Below are 14,386 nucleotides of genomic sequence, written 5' to 3' on the forward strand. Positions count from 1 at the left end.
TCCGCTTACTCCACCGGCACATTGGCAACCAGATCGGCGGGCCAGGCCTGGTCGCTGTCGAGCCGGATCCAGGCCACCCCGGGCACTCCGGTCTTGACCTGCTCCAGATGCCGACGCAGAAGATCCTCGGGAATCTGCGCACGCACGCGGAACATCAGCTTCTGGCGCTCGTTGGCGGTCTCCACCGTCTTGGGCGTGAACTGGGCCTGGCTGGCGACGAAGGAGATCGTGGCCGGGATCACGTATTGCGGCGCGGCGTCGAGCACGATCCGCACCTCGCTGCCGATGGCGATGCGGCCGGCGCTGGTCTCGGGCACGAAGAAGGTCATGTAGACGTCGGACAGGTCGAGCAGGTTGAGCACGCGCCCGCCGGCGCCGAGCACTTCGCCCGGCTGCGCCACGCGCACCTGCACCCGGCCGGCGCGCGGCGACTTGAGCGCGCTGTCGTCGATGTCGGCCTGGATCCGCGCCACCGCGGCCTCGGCCGCGCGGACCGTGGACTGCGCCCCGACCAGCTGTGCCTCGGCGGCGCGCACGGCCGCCTGAGCAGCGGCGGCCTGGGCCCGGGTCGCCGCGACCGCCGCTTGGCTGGCGCGTGCCCGCGCGCGGTCGTCGTCCAGTTCCTGGGCCGAGGAGGCGCCCTCCACCGAAAGCGTCTCCGAACGTGCCAGCCGGCGGCGCGCGGCATCGAGCTCGGCCTCGCGCTGGGCGACCAGCGCCTGCGCGGTGGCCACCTCGCTCTGCCGCAGCGCGATCTGCGCCTGGGCCGCGGCCACGCCGTGCTCGGCCTGTTGCCGCCCGGCCTCGGCCTGGTCGTACTGGGCGCGCAGGGTGTCGGTCTGCATCCGCGCCAGCGTCTGCCCGGCCTGCACGAAGTCGCCCTCGCGCACCAGGATCTCCTCCACCCGGCCGGGCAACTTGGTGGCCACGTCGATCTCGGTGGCCTCGATGCGCCCGTTGCCGCTGGCGAATCCCTCGCCCGGACCGTGGTCGGACCAGCGCTGCCAGCCCCACCAGGCCAGCACCGCGACGGCGACGACCAGCGTGGCGGGGACGATGCGTTTCTTGGAAAAAAGGGACGATGCTTTGCTCATGGTATGTCCGACGCCCGTTGCGAATGGGTGGAAAGGCCTGCTTCAGCGCCACCGGAGCGCTGGCCAGGCCCGCCTCCGAGCGCGCCGTACAGCGCGACCTGGCTGGACAGCAGCGCACGGCGCACCTGCACCAGTTGCTGCTCGGCGTCCAGCAGGTTGCGCTGCGCGTCGAGGACTTCGAGATAGGCGGCCGAGCCGTTGTCGTAGCGCAGTTGGGCCAGCCGGGAGCGTTCGGCCAGGGCCTGGCGCGCGACGGTCTGCACCTGCAACTGCTCGGCCAGCCAGTGGCGGGCCGCCAGCGCGTCGGCGACCTCGCGGAACGCGGTCTGGATGGATTTCTCGTACTGGGCCACCGCGATGTCGCGGCGCACTTCGCTGAGCTCCAGGTTGGCGCGGCGACGGCCCGCGTCGAAGATCGGCAGCGACAGCGTCGGCAGAAAGGTCCACGCGCGGCTGCCGGAATCGAACAGGCCATCGAGCTCGGCGCTGGCCGTGCCCCAACTGCCGGTCAGGGCGATGCGCGGGAAGAACGCCGCGCGCGCGGCGCCGATGTTGGCATGGGCGCCACGCAGCTGATGCTCGGCGGCGATGAGGTCTGGGCGACGGACCAGCAGGTCCGAAGGCAGCCCTGGCTGCAGCGCCGCCAGCACCGTGTCCTCGTCGAACGGCGCGCGGGCTGGGAGTGCGCCGGGATCGGCGCCGACCAACTGGGCCAGTGCGTGGTACTGGCTGGCGCGCGCGCGTTCGAGCTGGGCCAGCAGCGCCTGCGCCTGGGTCAACAGGGTCTGCACCTGGGTCAGGTCCAGCCGGGAGGTCGAGCCGACTTCCTGGCGGCGCTGGAAGATGCGGTAGGACTCCGCGCGCGAATCCACGGTGCGGCGCGCGATCGCCACGCGCTCGTCCAGTTCACGCAGCCCCAGGTAGCCATCGGCGACCTGGACGATCAGCGCCAGTTCGACCGCCTGACGGCCGGCATCGGTGGCCAGCCACTGCTGCAGTGCCGCATCCTTCAGGTTGCGTATGCGGCCCCACAGGTCCAGTTCCCAACTGCTCAGGCCGACTTCGGCGCGGTATTCGCTGCCGACCACGGACTGCCCATAGTAGTTGAGATCGCCCGGCACCCGCGCGCGCGCGCCCTGCACGCCCAGGCCCAGGCCCGGGAATTGATCGGCGCGCTGGATCTGGAATGCGGCCCGGGCTTCCTCGGCCCGGAGCGCGGCGACGCGCAGGTCGCGGTTGTTGCCCAGCGCCGTCTCGATCAGGCGCTGCAGCAGCGGATCGGTGAAGTAGTCGCGCCAGGGCGGCAGATCCTCGCGCCCTGGCGTCGATGCGCCCACGGCGGACGCATAGCTCTGCGGTACCGGCGCGACGGGCGGTTCATACTCCGGCGCCAGGCTGGCGCAGCCGGCCAGCAGCGCCAGCGCGGTGCTGGCCAGGATCGGCCGGGCCCGCAGCGGCGGCGGACGGCGCTTGCCACCTGTGGCGACGGCTGGCATATCGTTCATGTCATGTCTCCAGCACGTAGTGGCCCGGCGCCGCGTACTGCGGCTTGTAGCCCTTGGAGGGCGCCCCGATCGCGGGCGGCTTGACGGGCGTTCCCGAGCGTTCCTGCAGCCACGCGATCCAGGCCGGCCACCACGACCCGTCCTGTACCGGCGTCTGCTCCAGCCAACGGTCGGGGGGCACGTAGCTGGCGCCGGCCGCACGCGTACCGATCCGGTAGCTGCGTCTGGGCCTGCCCGGTTCGCTGACGATGCCGGCGTTGTGCCCGCCGCTGGTCAGCGCGAAGGTGATCTCGGTGGGCGTGAGGTAATGCAGCTTGTACACCGAGCGCCAGGGCGCGACGTGGTCGGTGAGCGTGCCGACGGCGAACGTCGGCAGACCGATGTCGCCCAGCGAGACCGGACGGCCGCCGACCGGGTAGCGCCCCTCGCTGAGATCGTCGTCCAGGAACAGCCGCCGCAGGTACTGCGAATGCATCTTCGCCGGCATCCGGGTCAGATCGGCATTCCAGGCCATCAGGTCGTTCATCGGCCTGCGGTCGCCGAGCAGGTATTCCTGCACCATCTTCGACCAAAGCAGGTCATAGGAGCGCAGCATCTGGAAGGCGCCGGCCATCTGGTCGCCGCGCAGATAACCGGCCTCGGCCATCTGCGCTTCCAGCATGGACACCTGGCTTTCGTCGATGAACAACCCGAGTTCGCCGGGTTCGCTGAAGTCGGTCTGCGCCGTGAACAGGCTCAACGAGGCCAGACGCTCATCGCCATCGCGCGCCATCGCCGCAGCGGCAATCGCCAGCAGCGTCCCGCCCAGGCAATAACCGGTGGCGTGCACCTTGCGCTTGGGAACGATCGCGTTGACGGCCTGCAGCGCTGCATGGAAGCCCTGCTCCAGATACTCGTCCATGCCCAGATCGCGCTCGGCCTGGCCCGGGTTCTTCCAGGAGATGCAGAACACCGTATAGCCCTGGCCTGCCAGATACTTGATCAGGGAGTTGTGCGGAGAAAGATCGAGGATGTAGTACTTCATGATCCAGGCGGGGATCACCAGCACCGGCTCCGGGTGCACCGTTTCGGTCGAGGGCGCGTACTGGATCAGCTCCATCAACTGGTTGCGCAGCACCACCTTGCCCGGCGTGGCGGCCACATCGCGACCGACCACGAACGCCTCCGCTCCTGCGGGCGGCAGCTTGGCCAGCGAGCGCTCGATGTCGTCAAGCAGATGCGCCAGGCCGCGCTGCAGGTTCGCGCCATCCTCGGCGACGGTACGTGCCAGCGCCTCTGGATTGGTCAGCAGGTGGTTGCCGGGAGAGAGCATGTCCAGCCACTGCCTGGCCGCGAAGGCCACCACGTTCTCGTGGTGCTTGTCCACGCCGGATACGCCATGGGTGGCCTGCGACCACCACTGCTGGTTGAGCAGAAAGACCTGATGCAACAGGTTGAACGGCCAATGGCGCCATTCCGGGGCAGCGAAGCGCCGATCCTGCACCGGTGTCTCGATGCAATCGCGGGCTTCTCCCGTGCCGGCCAGAAGGCATTCGCGCAGATAGCCGGCAAGCGCGGACGCCTGTTCGGCCGCCAGTGACATCAACTCGGACTGCTTGCCCGGCGAGGAGGCCAGATGCGAAGCCCAATCCGTCCACGCCAGCAGGAGAGACTGCGGCGAGATGGACGCGCTGGCAGCGGCCTGGACAGCGCGGGCCAACGCATCCATCTGTATCGAGACTTCACCTTCATTCGCCATCAAAACGCGTCCTCTTCCTATGACGATCAATGAATTACGCAAGAAACGACCCGTGCGTCGTTTTGGACTATAGCATCAATTCCCCAAATGCGAAGCGCTTATCCGCGGCTCGATCGGTCACGTGGGCGTACGCATGGGCCGCTCTACGACAAGGGGTGCGGCACGGGTGGGCGTTGAAGTGAAGCTCCGTGCTGCCTTGATTGCAGCTCTGAAAGCAGAATGGCGAGACTGCGCCAGGCGAGCCGCGTTAGAATTGCCGCAACAATTTCGCAGCGTGTTGAAGCAGGCCTAGGCCGGGAGATATCTTGAGTAGCTCGTCTCACCGAGGCGGTCGGCGGCGCCGTTATTTGCCAGGAGCCGAGCGAAAGCGGGAAATCCTGGATGCTGCACTGATCGAGTTCCTCGCACATGGGTTTACCAAGACCACTGTCGAGGGAATCGCCATACGCGCAGGCATGTCGAAGTCAGGGGTCTATGCGCACTTCGGCAGCAAGGATCAGGTCTTCGAAGAACTGTTGATGGCAGCCTTGCCTACGACGGAAGATTCTTTCAGCGTGTTTCTGTCCGAGGCCAATGGCTCGATCCAGGAGATAGCAGAGGCCTACATCGACAAGCTCTATGCACGCCTGGACAGTCCGCTTGCCGTTCCGACCTTCCAGTTGCTGATCGCGGAGAGCAAGCGGGTACCCGGCCTCATCGAACGATGGCACGCCAACATCCTGTTGAAGATGCGCGCGAGTTCGCAGGCCTTGGTCGACGAATGCGTACGCCGGGGAGTGATGCGTCAAAGCGCGCTGACAGAACATTTCGAGATCGTGCTTTGCCCTGTCGTGTATTGGCTGGCCAAATGCGTGCTGCTGGGCGAGCGCGCTGAAGAAACGGGCCTGTCGCTGAAAAAAATGCACGAGCTTCACAAGAAGTTGTTTCTGGAACTGCTCTTGCCTCGTTAATGATCCCGATATGGCGAGGCTGAGCGCCGTCGTTCGACAGCCTGGACACCGACCAGTCTGCGAAATCAATTGACCGCTTGCCGTCAACGTGATCGACCTCAGCGTCCGCGGGCCGAGCCAGGCGAATGGATTACCGGCTGAGCATTGATCATCCAACTGTCGGCCCTCGCTGCCTTCCGATCTCCCACGACACCCCGCCGCCACGCACCGTCGCCGCGATCTGCTGCCCCAACCGTGGCTCGATCACGGGTCGCCACGGCACCAGGCTGAACCCCATGCCGTCATCGAGCATCGCGTAGCGCCCGCTCGCCAGCATGACCGAGCGCCGGTAGATACCGGCGACCCGCTGCCCATCCGCCGCCGGGCGATGCGCCAGTCCGGTTTCGGCGGCAATGTCCTTGGCGGCCTGCGCCAGTTCCCGGTTGCGCAGCGTGCCAAGCAGGTTGCGCGCCAGGATGATGCGCTGCCCGCGCCGCTCGGCCAGCCCCTGTTCGGCCAGGAAGTCGGCGCGCTGCTGGATGGCCTGCTTGGCCTCGCCGCCAAAGCCCAGGTCGCCCAGCCCACGGTCGCCGCCGATCAGTTGCTGGTCAAGCCAGGTCGCGCCGATGACGCGGGCCTGCCGCTCGATGGACAGATGCGATTTCAGCTCCACCGCCACGCCACCCAGGCGCTGCGCGTCGTACTGGCGACCACGCTCGGCCAGATCGTCTGGCACCTTCCATAGCCCTTCGGCCACGCGCTCCACGATGCCGGCCCGGCGCAGGGCTTCCAGCCGGCGGACGTGGGCGGCGACAACCTCCTGCGGGTCGCGTCCGGGCTTGGCCCGGCCCTGTTCGATGGCAAGGTGATGGTCGGCACGGTACAGGCCATCACTCGCCAGCGCGGCGATGTTCTTGTCGGCGGCGCGAACCTCGGTCGAACCCTTCACTTCCACGATGGCGCCGGCCGGGTACTGCTCCAGCTCGGTGCGCGGCGGCAGCGCCACGTAGTGCGCCTTGCCGTCCACGCCGTCGATGACCAGATAGCCTCGGTCGTACAACTCGTCGGCCAGCCCTTTGCCTGCGACACGGCCCACGATGGTGTGGCCGTTTTCGCCATCGTCCTGGCCGGGCTGGAACACGGCCAGCTCGCGCTGCCTGCCGCCCATCGCCCGCTGCATGGTGCGGATGATGTCGCCGCGCTCGGCCATCGCCCGCAGGGTGGATTCAGCTTCTGCATGAATGGCCCAGGTGCCCGGCGCCGTTTCCGTCGCCAGTCCCATGCGCTGCAAGTGTTGCAGGCGACCGACGAGCAGCAGGCGCCGGCGTTGCAGCCTGGGTTCGGCAAGCCGTTCCGTGTGAACCAGGCCATCGACGGCTTCACGCTGCAAGGTGCGATCCAGGCTTGTCCATCGCTCCTGTTCCACCTCGCGGGCCAGGGTACGCTGTATCTCCAGCTCGGTGCGCGGCCCCAGCCACTCGGTCGCCAGTTCCATCGCCCGCTCGCGCATGCCGCGCGTGATGTAGTCCTGCGAGACGATCAGATCCTTGCCGGTGTCGTCCTTGCCGCGCAGCACGACGTGGGTGTGCGGGTTGTCGGTGTTCCAGTGATCGACCGCCACCCAGTCCAGTCGCGTGCCCAGGTCGGCCTCCATCCGTTGCATCAGGTGCCGGGTGTAGGTGCGCAGGTCGTCGAGTTGTTCCGCGTCTTCGGGGGAGACGATGAAGCGGAATTGATGGCGGTCGCCCCGGCCGCGTTCCTCGAAGGCGGCGGTGTCGGCCTCGTCGGTCGCCGGCCCGTAGGCATGGCCCGGCCCGCCCTGCCTGTCCACGCCCTCGCGCTCGATGTAGCGCAGGTGCTGGACGGTGGAGCGGCCGCTGGCCTGCTGGAGATACACCAGCCGCACCTTGACCGTGGCGCGGCGTGAGTTTGCCGTCAGCGACTGGCCGGTGAAGCGGGCCGCCACATGGCCGCGTCCCAGGCGTGAACCGGGCGCCTTGCCCCGCTTGCCGCCGGTCGCGTTGGCCGCCTTGCCGGCCTGGCGCAGCACCTGCGAAACAAAGGTGTCGCCGCGCTGCTTGGGCTTGCCGGGCCGGATGCGGAAATGGTCGTCACCGGGGGAGTTTCCGCGCTGGTTCATGGCGTGGCTCCAGGCAAGCCCGTCGCACCCTGGCGGGCGAGGCACGCGGATTCTCCAATGGCTGCAAGGCATTGGCTGCTGTCGCGGCACGAAGCCGCCATAAGGCGCGTGCCGCGCCACCCCCACGTGCAGACTGGCTTTGCGCGCACCCTGGTGCCGCACCCTTCAATCTTGCCTTCCGCCTTTGCCTTCCGCTGTCGCTCCAGGCACCGGCGGCCCGGCGGCGCTGCTGCGGGAGCAGCCAGCGCGCCGGCGAACGCGCGAACTGACGCTATGAAGGCCGCAGGCCGGGCGCGTTCGAGGCAAGACGCCTGCACGTTGGACGGCTTCGCCGAAGGCAGCGCGACGTGCGGTGCGAATGCACCGGCACGGCAGGCGCGACGACACGGCGACGAACAGTAGAACGACATGCCCGATGGCACGCCGGAGCGCAGCGAATTGGCGGCCATCATGGGCGTGTCTCCAGCCAGACCGGATGCGCGACGCCGATCACGGCGGATGCGCTGACCGGGCCGAAATACCGGCTGTCGAACGATGCCGGGTTGGTCACGCTCAACAGGAACAGCTCGCCCGGTTCGAGGCGGCGGCAAAGCTGCAAGGATGGCAGCGGCCGGCCCAGCCGGTCGGCAGGCAGCACGGCGGCCGCAGGCACGCCGTCGATGCGTACCTGCCCGGCGACGATGCAGACGTGTTGCGGCGCGACCGCGCCCACACGTTTGAGCAGCGGCACGCGCGTCGGCAGGTAGCCGCGCTGCGCAGCCAGCATGGCGGCCCTGTCGGGCAGTGGCACCAGCACGATGCTGTCCACGGACAACGGACGTGGCAGCGAGGCGGTGCGCGGGGCGAACGGTTCTATGCGATACCAGCCGACCGCCACGCTGTCGGACGGGTTGTAGATCAGGCGCGGCGGTGGTTGCACGAAAGCCGCCCAGGCCAGCGCAGCGAGACCGATGGCGGCCAGTGTCGCCACGACGACGCGAGCGCGCAAACGTGAACGTGGGTACAAGCGAGGACGCGGCGCAACGGCCGACGCGCCGCCCGTGTTGGTCGGGGCCGTCATGGCAGCACCTTCCCGGCCAGCCAAGCGGCGTGCCGCTCGGCGGTGTATTCGGGCAGCGCAAGGCGGGCCGCCAGACGGTTGCCCAGCGTGCGCCAGTACGCGGGCGACACGTCGATGGCGGCGATGCCCAGCGCTTCGATGGCGTCGATGCGTTCCAGCACGGCGCGCACATTGGCATCGCCTTCTGCGTGCAGCAGCAGGCGCGCGCCTGGCTGCACGCCTGGGATGCGCTGCACGGCATCGAGCGGCGTGCACGTTTGCATCACCATGAGCTGCCATCGGATCGTGCCGTAATCGTTGGCCTGCCAGCGGATGCGGCAGAGCATCGCGCCCGGCAGGAACACTGCGCAGCGCCGCCAGCGGTCTAGCTGGAGTGTGCGCGCAGGTTCTCCAAAGCGCAGGTAGAGTTTGAAACGGGCCTCGATGTAGGCCAGCGAAACGCGCGTCAGCGGCACGTTGCCGGCCTGTCCGGCGAGTGCCGAAAGCGCAGGCAGCGGCATAGCCGGTGCCGCGTTCGCGGCAGGCAAAGCGGATGCGGTCATGGTGTGTTCTCCCTGTGGTGATCGGGAAACTCCCGCTCCAGCAGGCCGCGCAGCAGGTCGGCCACGGTCACGCCTTGCGTGAAGGCCGACACCTTGATGCGCGCCCGCATGGCGGGCGTGATGTCCAGGGTCAGGCGCGCGGTGTAGAGGTCGCCTTTGCCCAGCGCATCGGCATCGCCCTGGCGAATCCACGCTTCTGCGTGCGGATTCGCGGGCGGACGTGCGCCGATGCCGACACGCTTGCCGCGTGGTGGTGGCTTCGCCGTCATGTCGGCCACCGCAGCAGTTCATCCACCAGGGCGGTGATTTCGCGGGCGGCGGCGCTGTCGGGCGCTGTCTCGCGGGCGAGCCGGCCAGCGGCCACGCTGTCGGCGAACACGATGCGCTGATGCACCTCCGAGCGCAGCGCGGGCAACGGCTGTTCGGCCAGCGATTGCCGTGCCTCACGCCCGATGATGGTGGTGCTGACGCGCCGATTGATGACGAAGGCCGCGCGCAGCGCAGGCCGGAACACCTGTGCCTCGCGGATCAGCGAAACCATCTCGGCGCTGGCCCACACGTCGTAGGGGCTGGGCTGCACCGGGATCAGCACGCGCTCGGCCGCCAGCAGTGCGGAGCGCGCCAAGGCCGCGATGCGCGGCGGGCCGTCGATGATGACGTGATCGGCCCGCCTGGCGAGTTCTGGCGCTTCCTGATGCAGCGTTTCGCGGGCGAGGCCGACGGCGCTGAACAGCCGCGGCAAGCCTTGCTGACTTCTGCGCTGCGTCCAATCCAGCGATGAACCCTGCGGGTCGGCATCGAGCAGGATGACGTGCTGGCCGCGCATCGCCAGCTCGCCGGCGATGTGCGTGGCGAGCGTGGTCTTGCCGACGCCGCCTTTCTGGTTGAGCAGAGCAAGGATCATGGCGCGGCCCTCCCTGCTGGAAAGCCGGTCTTTCGCTCCTGCATTTCGTGCCGTTGGGTGGTTGTCCACCGAAACGGCGCGCTTCTACTAAAAGTTATGTATTTACTGTTAGGGAAGTTAAGGGGCGAGAAAACCCAGCAGCGGCGCGGGTTTGCGGCCGATTTTGTTGCCTGATAGCACGAGGATTTGTTGCCTGATAGCACGAGTCCACTGTTGCCTGATAGCACGAGTGAATTAACAGGTTTTCCCGCACTTATCCCCGTGCCGTATGCAGCACGGGCCGGAAGGTCAGCAGTTCGGTTTTCTCGCCAGGCATCCGCTCGATGCCCAGGACGTAGCCGGGCAGCGACTGCCGCGCCACCAGCGCGCGCAGGTCGGCGGCGAAGTCGTAGAAACGCGCCACGCTGCCCGACTTGCGGTACAGGTGCTGGAAATCGAATTGCCAGCCGTGTTCCTGCCGTCCGCCGTGCTTGCGCACCAGGCGGTACAGCCACCGCTCGATGCCACCAGTGAGCCGGAAGTACGTCGGGTCGATGGTCAGCACCAGGGCCGCGTCCACCACGCCCGCGTAGAACCAGTCCGGCAGGATCAGCTCGATGCCCAGCGGCGTGCCGCTGGCATCGGCCAGTTCCTTCCACTCGTTGATCCACGAGAAGCGATGCAGTCGCCTTCCCGTGGTTTCGCGGATGGACGTGGCCACCGTGGTCGATTGCAGCCGGTCGAGCGCGGCCTTGAGGCGCTGGTAGTCGCGCAGCGACGTACCGCGCCCGATGAAGCGCAGGATTTCGTAAGGGCGCACCTGCATCAGCCGCGAGGTCGGGATGCCCGCGTCGCGGGCTTCCACGATCTGCGAGGCCGCCCAGATCAGGATGTCGGCATCCCAAATGGTCGCTATGCCATGCTCCTGCGTCCCCTCCACGCGGATGGTGATGCCGCCTGCCCGGAAGTCGATCGGCGCCGTGCGGCGCGACTTCGCCAGCGAGAAGAACGGAAAGGCCATCAAGTCCTGGCTGTCGCGTGGCGCCATGTCGCCCGGCAGCGCGCGGAACAGGTCGAGCTGTTCGCGCTGCTGCAAGGCTTGCCCTGGCGGGCTGGACATGGCGAAGGCCACCCACGCGCCGATGGTCAGCGGCCGTCACGGTAGTCGCCCGCATGCCGTTCGGCATATTCCGGGTCGGAAGTGGCCGCGTAGCTGCGCGCATCGGCCCAGGCGTCGAGGTCGCTCACCGCATACATGACGCGGCGGCCGAACTTGCGGAACTTCGGGCCACCGCCGATCACGCGCTGCTTCTCCAGCGTGCGCGGCGACAGGCGCAGGTAGTCGGCGGCCTCGTCGTTGGTCAGGTAGCGTTGGGGCTGCGCGGGCGCAGGGACAGCAGCGGCGGCAGGCCGCAAGGGAGCGGGTCGCATGGGATGTACCTCCATCAAGCCCGGCCACACCACGCGGCCGGATAGAGGCACTTTCAAGAAAGATGGGCTTCTTGCTAAGGGACGAATTGCAGGGACTGCAAAACGTCCCCCCTTACTACGATGCAACTGGCGAGACCTGCGCCAGACTGCGATAGCCGCCGCGCATCAGCGCCTCGCCACGCCTGACCAGCCGCCGCACGCGGGCACGCAAGGCGCTGTCCTTGTGCCAGTCGGCCACGACGGCATCCGCGCCGAACAGTCCTTCGGCGACTTCGCGCAAGGACGCGCCCGCCAGGGTCGCGTCGAGCGCCTGCAAGGTGTGCAGTTCCAGCACCGCGGCCGGCGTGGGCCGGGAGCGCGCCGCTGCCGCAGGCGCGGCCACGGTCGCGGCGGACAGCGCATCCAGCTCGGTCGCCAGCGTGCGGTAGCGCGCGCAAGGCGCGGCGCAGGCACGGGTGGCGTACAGGTAGGCCATGCCGTCTTCCAGGCCGGGCGCGAGCGCGAGCCGCAGGCAGCAGCCGGGCCAGTGCGACACCAGCACCAGGCGCTTGCCATCATGGATCAGTTGCTTGCGGCCAGGCACGCGCCAGAACTCGAAGGCAGCGGCTTCGGGCGGCGGGTCGGCATCGGGAACAAGCTGCACCACGGCATCATGATCGGGGAACCAGGCCGGATGCGCGTCGCGCGCATCCAGAGCGGGATCTTCCAGCAGGCGCAGGCCCCAAGCCAGCGCCGCGTCCGGCCGCCGGCGACGGCGCCGCCAGTCGCGGCGGTAGCCGGGGTTTCGGCGCAAGTATTCCCACGCCAGTGCGGGGCCGTCGAGGTGCAGGACGTAGAGATAAGCCGCTGTCGGATACCAGTGTTCGGCGCTGCGATCAGTCATGGCGAGACCTCCCTGTGCTTGGGGTGCGTCGCCACGGATTCCGCCGTGCGGGAGCTATCGAAACGCCATCAGGTCGTCATCAAAAAAGGTTAAGCTGTAACTGTCGGTGTCAAGACCGTTTGGCTCCGGCGTGTTGCGGCAATCGTCTGAATGCGACGGCTGCGCAACCCGGAAATGGTGCGCGGCACCGGATACCGTGCCGCAGGCCGCGCCAAAGATCATGACTGTTTGCATCATGCTGGCACCGCTTCGGTGCATCAATGCCGATTGAGACCGTACAGGTCTTGGGTAAGACCGAAATAGTCACAATGCGCCCCGGCTGGCCGGGCTGCGCTGGCCTTCATCAGTCCGTGATCGCGCCGTTCTCCTGCGCCAGCCGGACGTACTCCGACAGTGGGCGCAGCGCCTGGAAATACCGATCCCGCCGCACCGGCAGCTTGCGCGGGCCGACGATGCCGGCTAGGTCGGAGAGCTTGACCGTGCCCAGCGAGGGCATCCCGATACCGAGGTCGATCAGCCCGTAGGCCGTGTCGTCATCCGCAGGGTCGAGCGACACCAGCAGCCAGGTCACATGCGCGTCGGGGGTGAACAGCCGCACTACGGGCAGCGGGTCGAGGTGCTGGCCAGCGGCGAGCGCCGCTCCGTGGGCGAGCAGCCGGGCACGTTCGTCAGCGGTGACAAGTGGCAGGGTCATGGCCGGAACCTCCACGAAACCGAGGATGCGCGGATGCGCTTGTGCGTCGAAGCACGGAACCGCCAAACCGTCTCCGTGCTTTCGTGCGCAAGCACGGATGCGCAAGCCATCGCATCCTTGGAAGAACGCAAGCGCAGAAGCGCAATTGTAGGAAGCCGGAAAGACACGGATGCGATTCCCCGGTTCTGTTGGAATCCGTAGATACGGATTTCCGTAAAAGCACGGAACACCGTTTTTTCGCCAATGAGTTAAAGATAACGTGGTTTTAATTGTCCTTTGATTCGACGCTTCTGTCTATGCAGAAGCGATCCGTTCAGCCAGGCCGACCGGCCGGCGTTACCACCTTCGATGCCGACCTGGCGCAAGCCTTCGGCGCGGCGGTGCGTGCGCTACGGATGGAGCGAGGGATTGCGCAAGAATCGCTGGCGCACCTGGCCGGCATCGAGCGTTCGCACATGGGCAAGATCGAGCGTGGCGAACACATGCCCACGCTGGCGATCATCTTCAAAATCGCCCGCGCACTCGATTGCAGTACGGCGGTGCTGATGGCCGAGACGGAAAGCCAGATCGCGGCGTTCGAGACATAGCCGCAAGCGGAGCGCGCAGCGCCGCAGGCGCGAAGGCGTGAGGGATTGAAGCCGCATGGCCGTGACGGCGAAGTCGGCACGGGGCGCAGCCCGAAAGCCCGGCGGCGCTTTCAGCGCCGACACGCCATCTTGCGCTTGTCGCCACGGGCGTCGAGCCATTCGACCATCACCGATGCGATGCCGGCCCTGAACATGCGGCGCATGAGACAACTGCCGAAACCCTGTGCGTGCGGCGCTGCGATCAGCAGCATCGCGCCCCGCCGCAAGGGACGGGGCGCGGTGGGCGGCCGTCAGGCCGCCTTGGGCTTGCTGCGCGACCAGATCAGGTCGTGCGTGCCGTCCTCGTTCTCGATCAGGCGGGCATAGACCGTCGCCGGGAACGAAGGATCGTCGAGGGACACTGACACGTAGGGCCGCCCGGCTTCGCTGGTCTTCTTCCACCCCGCGCCGATGTCGTGGCCGGCCGCCTGAAGGCGGAAGTCGGGGGCGTTTTCGTTCTCGCCTTTGTCGTTGGCAACCAGCTTGACCTTGACGTTGAGGGTCAGGGTGCGAAGCGTGCCGGTGAAGCCGTCTTTCTCTGCGGTGAAGGTGCCGATGTTTGCCATGATGAATCTCCTTTCGGTTGAACAGGGTTCGCGCCCATCGCGTCCTGTTGTGATCCGACCGGCGGGGGACGGGCTGGCTGCACCGCTTGCGGGCGCAACGCAGTGGAGCGCCTGGAAGCGAAAAGAATTTGTCCCGCGAGGAATGCGCACAGCGCAGGGGAAATTGTTTTCGCTGGAAGGTTGCAGCCATAGAAGCCCGGCCACCGCCAGGATTCACAAACAGACAGGACGCCTTGGGCCGACCCGCTCCGAAAGGAAACATGGCCGGCTCGGCTCCCCGCGCGACGGCTTCACC

General features: G+C 67.5%; 17 protein-coding genes. 2 read left to right on the plus strand and 15 right to left on the minus strand.

Annotation, left to right across the window (positions count from 1 at the left end; all coding sequences use genetic code 11):
* Nucleotides 1-5 precede the first annotated feature (5 nt).
* Genes ROV93_RS13605 through ROV93_RS13615 form a run of 3 tightly spaced genes read right to left on the minus strand, consistent with a single transcriptional unit; the run spans nucleotide 6 to nucleotide 4,337 of the window.
* Nucleotides 6-1,094: an HlyD family efflux transporter periplasmic adaptor subunit gene (locus ROV93_RS13605; RefSeq protein WP_033474834.1), complete on the minus strand. Its 1,089-nt coding sequence runs from the start codon at nucleotides 1,092-1,094 to the stop codon at nucleotides 6-8.
* Nucleotides 1,091-2,599 (minus strand): efflux transporter outer membrane subunit, encoded by a 1,509-nt coding sequence (locus ROV93_RS13610; RefSeq protein WP_237761518.1) that lies wholly within the window; start codon nucleotides 2,597-2,599, stop codon nucleotides 1,091-1,093. The genes ROV93_RS13605 and ROV93_RS13610 overlap by 4 nt, the downstream gene beginning before the upstream one ends.
* Before the next feature lies 1 nt (nucleotide 2,600).
* On the minus strand, nucleotides 2,601-4,337 hold the full coding sequence (locus ROV93_RS13615) for an alpha/beta fold hydrolase (protein ID WP_312540110.1): 1,737 nt from the start codon (nucleotides 4,335-4,337) through the stop codon (nucleotides 2,601-2,603).
* A 305-nt stretch (nucleotides 4,338-4,642) separates the two neighbouring features.
* Between ROV93_RS13615 and ROV93_RS13620 the strand changes: the two genes are divergently transcribed.
* Complete coding sequence (locus tag ROV93_RS13620) at nucleotides 4,643-5,287, plus strand: TetR/AcrR family transcriptional regulator (protein WP_161820442.1); 645 nt, start codon at nucleotides 4,643-4,645, stop codon at nucleotides 5,285-5,287.
* A 148-nt stretch (nucleotides 5,288-5,435) separates the two neighbouring features.
* On the opposite strand, the gene ROV93_RS13625 is transcribed toward ROV93_RS13620, so the two are convergent.
* The 10 genes from ROV93_RS13625 to ROV93_RS13670 form a co-directional block, all read right to left on the minus strand.
* Nucleotides 5,436-7,406, minus strand: a complete 1,971-nt coding sequence (locus ROV93_RS13625) for a relaxase/mobilization nuclease and DUF3363 domain-containing protein (RefSeq protein ID WP_033474832.1) — start codon at nucleotides 7,404-7,406, stop codon at nucleotides 5,436-5,438.
* Between the two features lie 448 nt (nucleotides 7,407-7,854).
* Nucleotides 7,855-8,466, minus strand: a complete 612-nt coding sequence (locus ROV93_RS13630; protein WP_033474831.1) for a S26 family signal peptidase — start codon at nucleotides 8,464-8,466, stop codon at nucleotides 7,855-7,857.
* Complete coding sequence (locus ROV93_RS13635) at nucleotides 8,463-9,008, minus strand: DUF2840 domain-containing protein (RefSeq protein ID WP_033474830.1); 546 nt, start codon at nucleotides 9,006-9,008, stop codon at nucleotides 8,463-8,465. Before ROV93_RS13635 ends, ROV93_RS13630 begins: the two co-directional genes overlap by 4 nt.
* Nucleotides 9,005-9,277 carry a hypothetical protein gene (locus ROV93_RS13640; protein WP_033474908.1) on the minus strand — a complete coding sequence of 91 codons (273 nt, stop codon included), beginning with the start codon at nucleotides 9,275-9,277 and terminating at the stop codon, nucleotides 9,005-9,007. Before ROV93_RS13640 ends, ROV93_RS13635 begins: the two co-directional genes overlap by 4 nt.
* Nucleotides 9,274-9,912, minus strand: a complete 639-nt coding sequence (gene parA / locus ROV93_RS13645; protein ID WP_033474829.1) for a ParA family partition ATPase — start codon at nucleotides 9,910-9,912, stop codon at nucleotides 9,274-9,276. Before parA ends, ROV93_RS13640 begins: the two co-directional genes overlap by 4 nt.
* Nucleotides 9,913-10,165: 253 nt before the next feature.
* Complete coding sequence (locus ROV93_RS13650; RefSeq protein WP_033474907.1) at nucleotides 10,166-11,011, minus strand: replication initiator protein A; 846 nt, start codon at nucleotides 11,009-11,011, stop codon at nucleotides 10,166-10,168.
* Nucleotides 11,012-11,037: 26 nt separating this feature from the next.
* Nucleotides 11,038-11,322: a helix-turn-helix domain-containing protein gene (locus ROV93_RS13655; protein ID WP_033474906.1), complete on the minus strand. Its 285-nt coding sequence runs from the start codon at nucleotides 11,320-11,322 to the stop codon at nucleotides 11,038-11,040.
* Between the two features lie 115 nt (nucleotides 11,323-11,437).
* Nucleotides 11,438-12,205, minus strand: a complete 768-nt coding sequence (locus ROV93_RS13660) for a DUF2285 domain-containing protein (RefSeq protein WP_033474828.1) — start codon at nucleotides 12,203-12,205, stop codon at nucleotides 11,438-11,440.
* 54 nt (nucleotides 12,206-12,259) lie between these two features.
* Entirely contained in the window at nucleotides 12,260-12,427 is a 168-nt protein-coding gene (locus tag ROV93_RS13665) for a hypothetical protein (protein ID WP_192840743.1), read from the minus strand.
* 121 nt (nucleotides 12,428-12,548) lie between these two features.
* Nucleotides 12,549-12,899: a DUF2958 domain-containing protein gene (locus tag ROV93_RS13670; RefSeq protein ID WP_033474905.1), complete on the minus strand. Its 351-nt coding sequence runs from the start codon at nucleotides 12,897-12,899 to the stop codon at nucleotides 12,549-12,551.
* Nucleotides 12,900-13,195: 296 nt separating this feature from the next.
* Between ROV93_RS13670 and ROV93_RS13675 the strand changes: the two genes are divergently transcribed.
* Nucleotides 13,196-13,486 (plus strand): helix-turn-helix transcriptional regulator, encoded by a 291-nt coding sequence (locus ROV93_RS13675; RefSeq protein WP_033474827.1) that lies wholly within the window; start codon nucleotides 13,196-13,198, stop codon nucleotides 13,484-13,486.
* A gap of 110 nt (nucleotides 13,487-13,596) precedes the next feature.
* Here the strand turns inward: ROV93_RS13675 and ROV93_RS13680 are convergent, their stop codons facing one another.
* Together ROV93_RS13680 and ROV93_RS13685 are read right to left on the minus strand one after the other, a co-directional pair.
* A complete protein-coding gene (locus tag ROV93_RS13680; RefSeq protein ID WP_312540119.1) occupies nucleotides 13,597-13,737 on the minus strand; it encodes a hypothetical protein in 141 nt (46 codons plus the stop codon).
* Nucleotides 13,738-13,776: 39 nt separating this feature from the next.
* Complete coding sequence (locus tag ROV93_RS13685; protein WP_033474826.1) at nucleotides 13,777-14,091, minus strand: DUF736 domain-containing protein; 315 nt, start codon at nucleotides 14,089-14,091, stop codon at nucleotides 13,777-13,779.
* Nucleotides 14,092-14,386 lie beyond the last annotated feature (295 nt).

The organism is Stenotrophomonas maltophilia group sp. msm4 (assembly GCF_032025605.1).
Taxonomy (GTDB): domain Bacteria; phylum Pseudomonadota; class Gammaproteobacteria; order Xanthomonadales; family Xanthomonadaceae; genus Stenotrophomonas; species Stenotrophomonas sepilia.